The following is a 6,407-nucleotide window of genomic DNA, read 5'->3' as shown; positions in this document are numbered from 1 at the left end:
GGCGGCTATCTCGCCCGCGCCAACGATCCGCCACCAGGGAATCTGATCATGTGGCGCGGATTATCGCGATTCATCGATATCGCAACGGGAGCAAAACTCTGACTCAAAAATGTGGGTAATCGTAAGCTTCGCCGGATGCGTACGCATCATCCGTACGCGTTCCTGCGAAAACTCGGCAGCGTGGACAAGGCGCCACGCCGACGGCACCTGTGCGGCCTCATTTTCTTTTTGTGCCATTCAGCGTCGGCCAGGTTGGACGCTGCCCACTAGGCTGTGCCCGTCTGAGGGGCACGACGCCGTCGCATCGGCGGTAGTTCATGACGACGCGGCGCAGGCACAGCCCATGAACCAATGGTGGGGCGGATGGTGGGGCGGAGCGGGAGCATCTTCTGAAATGCCCGGGAAAAAAAGCAGGGCGCGACCGGCATCACCACGGTCGCGCCCTACGTCGCCGGTCAATGGGGCAGGGGGAATAACCGGCTGCCGGGATGACTCCGAGGCCCCCGAAGTCGTTCCATGGTGCCGCAAATATTTTTTGTACACGGTTAAGTGATCGAGGAGCGCCGGACCTTCGGCGGCTCTCGTCGGGTTGTTTCGGTGATCGCCATGGGGCGAGGGATGCACCGTCATGTTACAGATTTTCCAAGCAATTTTTGCCGCACTCGCCGTCACCGCCACGTTGGGCGCCGTTCAATTCGCTTCCGGTCACGATCTCACCGGCGGCCGGGAACTTGCCTCGCCCGCGCCAGCGGCGGGCATCAACCGCGCTGGCAAAGCCGACCGCGCGGGCTTGAAGGTCGCGCCGGGCGAGACCGAGACGATTACGATCCGCACCGTGGGCCTTGAGGACACGTCCGTTGTGGTACGAGTTCCCGTCGTCAAGGACGAAGCACGAAACCGTCTGCCGCCACCGGCCAAGCCCGGCAAGTCGAAGACGGCGATCGCCTGCGAGCCGCCGGTCAGCGTGCTGACCGAAGTCGCCAAGCTGCTTCAGCCAGGTCGCTGCTTGACCTGATGGCGGCGTAGGCGCGGTATCAGCAAAGCAGACTAGACGAACCCTCTCTCGTCAATTGCGAGCGCAGCAGCGAAGCAATCCACTGCGCCACTTGCAGAGACATGATTGCTTCGTCGCTTCAGTGCAAAATTGGGTAGTGTCTCAGTTTGAAATCCCTTTGATCGTCGCGATTGTCATGACAAATAATATTACGGTCCCAAAGGCGAGCGCGACCCAGTAAAAACACACGCTGGCATCGAAAATGGTTTCGTTGCTTTCGCGCGTCACAAAGCCGGTTTGACTCCAGACTTTCCCCTCAGTCTCAGCAAGCCACAGTTGCCATATCACGCTGGCCAACCACGCAATCGTGCCGGCCAGTACGAGGAATGAAATCAAGAGACGCCGCTCCCTTGCGAAGCTTTCAAACTGAGACACTACCCAAAATTGCTTTGCAAACTTTGTCGCCAGTTCCTCGCAATGACGTCTGGGACGCGGTTTATGACTTCACCGCGCCCGCAGTCAGCCCGCCGACCATATACCGCTTGAATGCGTAATAGATTGCGGCCGGCGGCAGCGCGTAGATGAAGCCGGTAGTCATCAGCAATTCCCACGGCGAGTCGTCGGCGGCCAGGAAGTTTCCCAGCGCGACGGGGAGCGTGATCTCGGTGTCCTTCGAGAGCAGCAGGAATGCGTAGAGATACTCGTTCCAGGCCAGCAGGATGGCGTAGGTGCCGATCGCCACCAGCGACGGCATCATCAGGGGCACATAGACCAGGCGGAACAGCTGCAGCGTGGTGGCGCCGTCCATGGTGGCGGCTTCGTCCAGCTCGACCGGCAGCTTGTCGGACGCCTGTTTCAACACCCAGATCGCGTAAGGAGAGGCGATCGTCACCATCGCGAGAATCAGCGACCAGTGATTGTTGAGCAGGCCGTAATTGCCCATGGTGCGGTACATCGGCACGGCGAGGAACGCCGCCGGGATGAAATAGGTGAACAGCGCCAGATTCATCACCCAGCGACCGCCGGGCACGCGCAGCCGCGAGATCGAGAACGCCGCTGCGGTCGCGATCATCAATGTCAGCGCGCCGGCGGACAACGCGATCACCACCGAATTGAAGAACTGGATCCAGAAATCACGCAGGAAATAGTGCTCCTGGTAGAACACGATCTTGAAATTGTTCAGCGTCGGATGCGCCGGCCAGAGCTTGCCCGAAAACGCGTCCTCCTTCGGCGAGATCGCGAACAGGAACATGTGGTAGATCGGCACCAGGGTCCAGATCAGCACGGGAATGCCGATCAAGAGCAGCTTTGCCTCGGTGCCGATTTCGCGGAGTGTTGGCAGCTTCATCGCGACAACCGTTTCATCATGAAATAGACCAGCGGCAGCACGAACGGCAGCGCGCAGACGATCGAGGCCATCGCGAGGCTGAGCTGATCGAGCCTGAGATAGCGGATACCCAACGTCGCCAGCACGTGGGTGAGGTCGGCGGGGCCGCCGCCGGTGAGCAAATAGACGCTGTTGAAATCGCCGAGCGTCCAGATCATCGAAAGCAGCGTGCAGGTGACGTAGAGCGTCTGCATCGACGGCCAGGTGATATAACGGAATTTCTGCGACCAGCTCGCGCCGTCGACTTCGGCGGCCTCATAGAGGTCATGCGAGATCGCGAGCCGTCCGGTCATCAGGATCAGCGTCCAGAACGGCAGCGATTTCCAGATGTGGACGCCGATCGCCATGCCGAGCGCCACCGTCGGGTCATTCAGCCAGTTCGGGCCGTCCTCGGCGGTGAGCTTGAAGATGATCTGGTTGATCACGCCCCATTCCGGGTTGAGCATGAAGCGCACGGAGAGGATGGTCGGGATCGACGGCACCGCCCAGGGCAGGATGAACAGCACCGACAGCCATTTGATCCAGGTGCGCTGCTGCGCAAAGAAGCCGGACAAAAACAGCGCGATCGCCATTTTCAGATTGATGCCGACCAAGAGGAAGATCAGCGTGTTAACGGCGGCGCGCGCAAAAATCGGATCGTGATAGAGCGCGACATAGCTCGCCGGATGCCGCGCCAGCCACAGCCCGTAGCCGACGGGGTAGACCACGAAGGCCAGGAACACCAGCAGATAGGGCGCGAGCAGCACGATGCCCCAGACCTGCGGCGTGGTCAGCCGGGCTGATAAAGGCGGGCTTGGAATTGCCTGATCGCCCGAAAGCGTGATTGCCATACGTTTACTCTTGAAACGAGATGCCGGCCGCGGAAGGCGCGGCCGGAAATTGTTGTGGTCACCTCACCCCGCTTGCGGGGGAGAGGTCGAAGCCGAATGCTTCGGGTGAGGGGGTACAGGACTTTCCGCGAGCTGTGCTCGCGGAGGGAGCCCCACACCCCGACCCTCTAAGAGCGAGCTTTCGCTCGTCTCGACCCCGCGAAGAGCTGGGAGAGGGAGGGATACATCAACCCGCGACCTGCTTGAGGCGGGCGATCAGTTCGTCGACGGCCTTGTCGACCGGTACCTTCTCGCTGACCACGCGGTTCATCGCCTTGGCCCAGACGTTCTCGTTGTTCAGGATCGTGAACTTCCAGTTCTTGGTGAAGTCGAACGGCGTGGTGCCGCCGGTGAACTGGTTGTACACCGCCTTGCGATGCCGGTCAGCCTGCCAGAACGGGCTCTGCTGGCTTGCTGTCGTCACCGGGAACCAACGGCCGAGCGCGCCTTCAATGTAGGGCCGCACGTTCTCTTCCTGCAGCAGGAACTTGATGAACTCCTTGCCCTCCGCCTTGTTCTTGGCGACCGTGAACATCAGCCCCGTCTTGACGTCCGAGCGGTACTTGATCGGAGTACCATCCGGCTTGTTGGGGAACGAGGCGGTGATAATGGTCTCGTCATAGTTCTTCTTGCCGAGCGCCCGCTGTTCCGGCGTCAGTGCCGGGTTGTTGGCGTCGTCGAGCCATTTCGCCGCGATCGAAATCGTGAAGTTGTGCGTCATCACGATCGTCTTGTTGTGGAAGGCGACGTTGTTGTCCGGGTCTTTCCAGGTGGTGGAGGAGGGCGGCGTGCAGCCCTTGATGTAGGTATCGGTATAATCCTTCATCGCCTTGATCAGGTTTTCCCGCACCTTGGGATCGTCGACCAGAAGCTTGCCGTCGTCGTCGACGAGCTTGACGTTGTAGGCGTCCATGAAGGTGTAGAACGACTGGAAGCTATCGGTGGATTCCACGCCCATCGGCTGGCCGACGGCGTAGACGCGCTGACCGGTGGCCTTTCGGATCGCCGGCTGCACCTTGTCGCACCAGAATGACCAGTAATCTTCCCACTTGGTCGGGATGTCGCTCTGCTTGAAGCCGGCCTGTTCCAGCATGTCCTGCCAGATCTGGACGTGCATGCTCTGCTGCTTCAGCGGAAAGCCGTAATAGGCCTTCTTCTTGGCTACGTCGTTATAGAGCAGCGCGGTTTCCAGCGTGTTCGGCGCGAAGGCTGATTTCATCGGCGTCAGGATGTCGCCGAGGTCCTCGAGCTTGCCCTCGAACGCCCATTTGCCCTGCGCCTGCACGTCATAGCTGTCGGAATAGGCGACGTCGGGCACGGTGCCGGAATCCAGCGCCGCCACCGTCTTCGGGATCATGTCCTGAATGGCGTATTGCGACAATTCGACCTTGATGCCGGTCTTGGCCTCGAATTTCTTGATCGCCTCGAGGAGCGCGTCGTCCTCGGATTTGTAAAAGCCCTTGCCGAACCAGACCGTGATGGTCTTCTGCTGGGCGAGCGCAGGTGCAGTGGCGTAAAGCAGCCCGACCGCAGCGACCGCGAGTGAAACTGATCTCCTGGATATCACATTGTTCTCCCTGAAAACCCGGCTTGTTAACCGGTTGGATAATGATAGCGCAACCAAGCGGCGCGATCCAGATGGGGCGGTGCAAACTTCTGTAGGGGGATATTCGCGGCGCAAATGCGGCAAAGCGCTCTTGAATGGCCGGGCGTTGGTTCAACCATTTTGGTTTCATGGTTCAATCATTTTGCGGCCAGCCATCCTGCGTCCGTGATACCGCGAGCCGAGGAAGAATGGGCTGAATGCATCGCGCGAAGGCGCGAGCCCGCGACGCAGGGCGCCGGAGTCGTTCACAACGTTTTCTCCCGAAACTGAGGATGTGGTGGAACGCCGGACCCTCGCTACCGGTTGGTGAGCGTTCTGCTGTCGGCCACCGAACGCCGGGCAGCGTATCCATGACTAGTCATTTGCTTGTTATCGGCCCGCCACGTTGCTGGTGGAGAAAGAGCAATATTCAGGATCTGCGCTCGAATCGCATTAAGGTTGAGGTCTGTGGGATATTCAATCTTTGTCCGGGATGGTAATGCAGTTCTCAATGGCTGATCAGCAAAGGCTGCCGGGGCTACAGGTTGCGCGGGCCATTGCGGCATTGAGCGTTGCCTATTTTCATTCCTACATAGCGCTGCGGGCGTTTCCCGACGCCGCCCAGATACCGATCCCGCCGTTGAAGCAGTGGGGCTACTTGGGCGTGGATCTGTTCTTCGCAATCAGCGGCTATGTGATTTGCCTGGTCGCAGCGAAGCCCTCATTTGCGCCGTTGCCATTCGCCATCAAGCGTGTGTTCCGGCTGTACCCGATATACTGGGTCGCGATGGCGTGCATCGCGGGTCTGATCGCCATCGGCAAATATCGTGAGGAGCCGATCGGCCATTTTCTCTATTCGATGACGCTGCTGCCGCAGCAGGGCGCACCGGCTTATGATCTGAGCTGGACGCTTGAGCGCGAGATGGTGTTTTACGCGATTGCCGCGCTTGTTGTGCCCGTAGCCGGCATACGCGGTCTTGCACTCGTCATGGCGTCGCTTGCGACGGCCGGCTGGTACTTCAAAAATCCGTGGAGCTACCATCTGATATCGACGACGCAGGCCGACTTTCTGGCCGGCATCCTGGTGTTTCTTCTTGGCGCGCGCGCCAGATTTCTCGGCGCAATCATTCCCCTCGTCTCGGGGGTGGCGCTGCTGGTCTTCACGCATGCCAGCCAGAACGTGCTCTACATTCCCCTGTCGATGGGGATCATCCTGCTTGGGATGGTCCATCTTCAACTGCCATGGAATCGTTGGCCGTTACGCTGGATGGTTGCGATGGGCGACGCCTCCTATTCGATCTATCTGTTGCACTACATCGTCTTCATCGGCTCGGTGTATCTTTGCGCCGCGGTGGCGCCTCCCAGCTGGATGTGCGAGCCGTGGCGCTTTGCGACATTGGCTGCCTGCGCGATCATCTCCATCCTGACCTGGCGGATAATCGAACGCCCCATGATCGGGGTCGGCAATACGCTTGCCGCCGCTGCGGCACGGTGGCAATCGGCCGGCAGCTTGATATCCCCTCGCGAACAATCAGTGGCAGCCCGCTTGCCGCCAGGCGAGTAGCGTGGACG

6 protein-coding genes are annotated in these 6,407 nt (G+C 60.0%); 2 read left to right on the top strand and 4 right to left on the bottom strand.

Features of this window, described 5'->3' with window-relative positions; all coding sequences use genetic code 11:
* Positions 1-628: 628 nt before the first annotated feature.
* A complete protein-coding gene (locus AC0QUY_RS08170) occupies positions 629-1,015 on the top strand; it encodes a hypothetical protein (protein WP_475386448.1) in 387 nt (128 codons plus the stop codon).
* A gap of 141 nt (positions 1,016-1,156) precedes the next feature.
* Here the strand turns inward: AC0QUY_RS08170 and AC0QUY_RS08165 are convergent, their stop codons facing one another.
* The 4 genes from AC0QUY_RS08165 to AC0QUY_RS08150 all read right to left on the bottom strand — a co-directional run bounded on the left by AC0QUY_RS08165 (position 1,157) and on the right by AC0QUY_RS08150 (position 4,817).
* Positions 1,157-1,390, bottom strand: coding sequence for a hypothetical protein (locus AC0QUY_RS08165; protein WP_475386447.1), 234 nt, complete (start codon positions 1,388-1,390; stop codon positions 1,157-1,159).
* A 100-nt stretch (positions 1,391-1,490) separates the two neighbouring features.
* Positions 1,491-2,342, bottom strand: a complete 852-nt coding sequence (locus AC0QUY_RS08160; RefSeq protein WP_057838549.1) for a carbohydrate ABC transporter permease — start codon at positions 2,340-2,342, stop codon at positions 1,491-1,493.
* Positions 2,339-3,211, bottom strand: a complete 873-nt coding sequence (locus tag AC0QUY_RS08155) for a carbohydrate ABC transporter permease (protein WP_161851833.1) — start codon at positions 3,209-3,211, stop codon at positions 2,339-2,341. Before AC0QUY_RS08155 ends, AC0QUY_RS08160 begins: the two co-directional genes overlap by 4 nt.
* A gap of 226 nt (positions 3,212-3,437) precedes the next feature.
* Positions 3,438-4,817, bottom strand: coding sequence for an ABC transporter substrate-binding protein (locus AC0QUY_RS08150; protein WP_161851834.1), 1,380 nt, complete (start codon positions 4,815-4,817; stop codon positions 3,438-3,440).
* A gap of 529 nt (positions 4,818-5,346) precedes the next feature.
* Here AC0QUY_RS08150 and AC0QUY_RS08145 point away from each other — a divergent pair.
* Positions 5,347-6,399, top strand: coding sequence for an acyltransferase family protein (locus AC0QUY_RS08145; protein WP_475386446.1), 1,053 nt, complete (start codon positions 5,347-5,349; stop codon positions 6,397-6,399).
* Positions 6,400-6,407: the final 8 nt, after the last annotated feature.

Source organism: Bradyrhizobium sp. WYCCWR15520 (assembly GCF_056174665.1).
The sequence above is the reverse complement of the archived record's forward strand: the minus strand, read 5'-3'. Positions and strand labels throughout refer to the sequence as shown.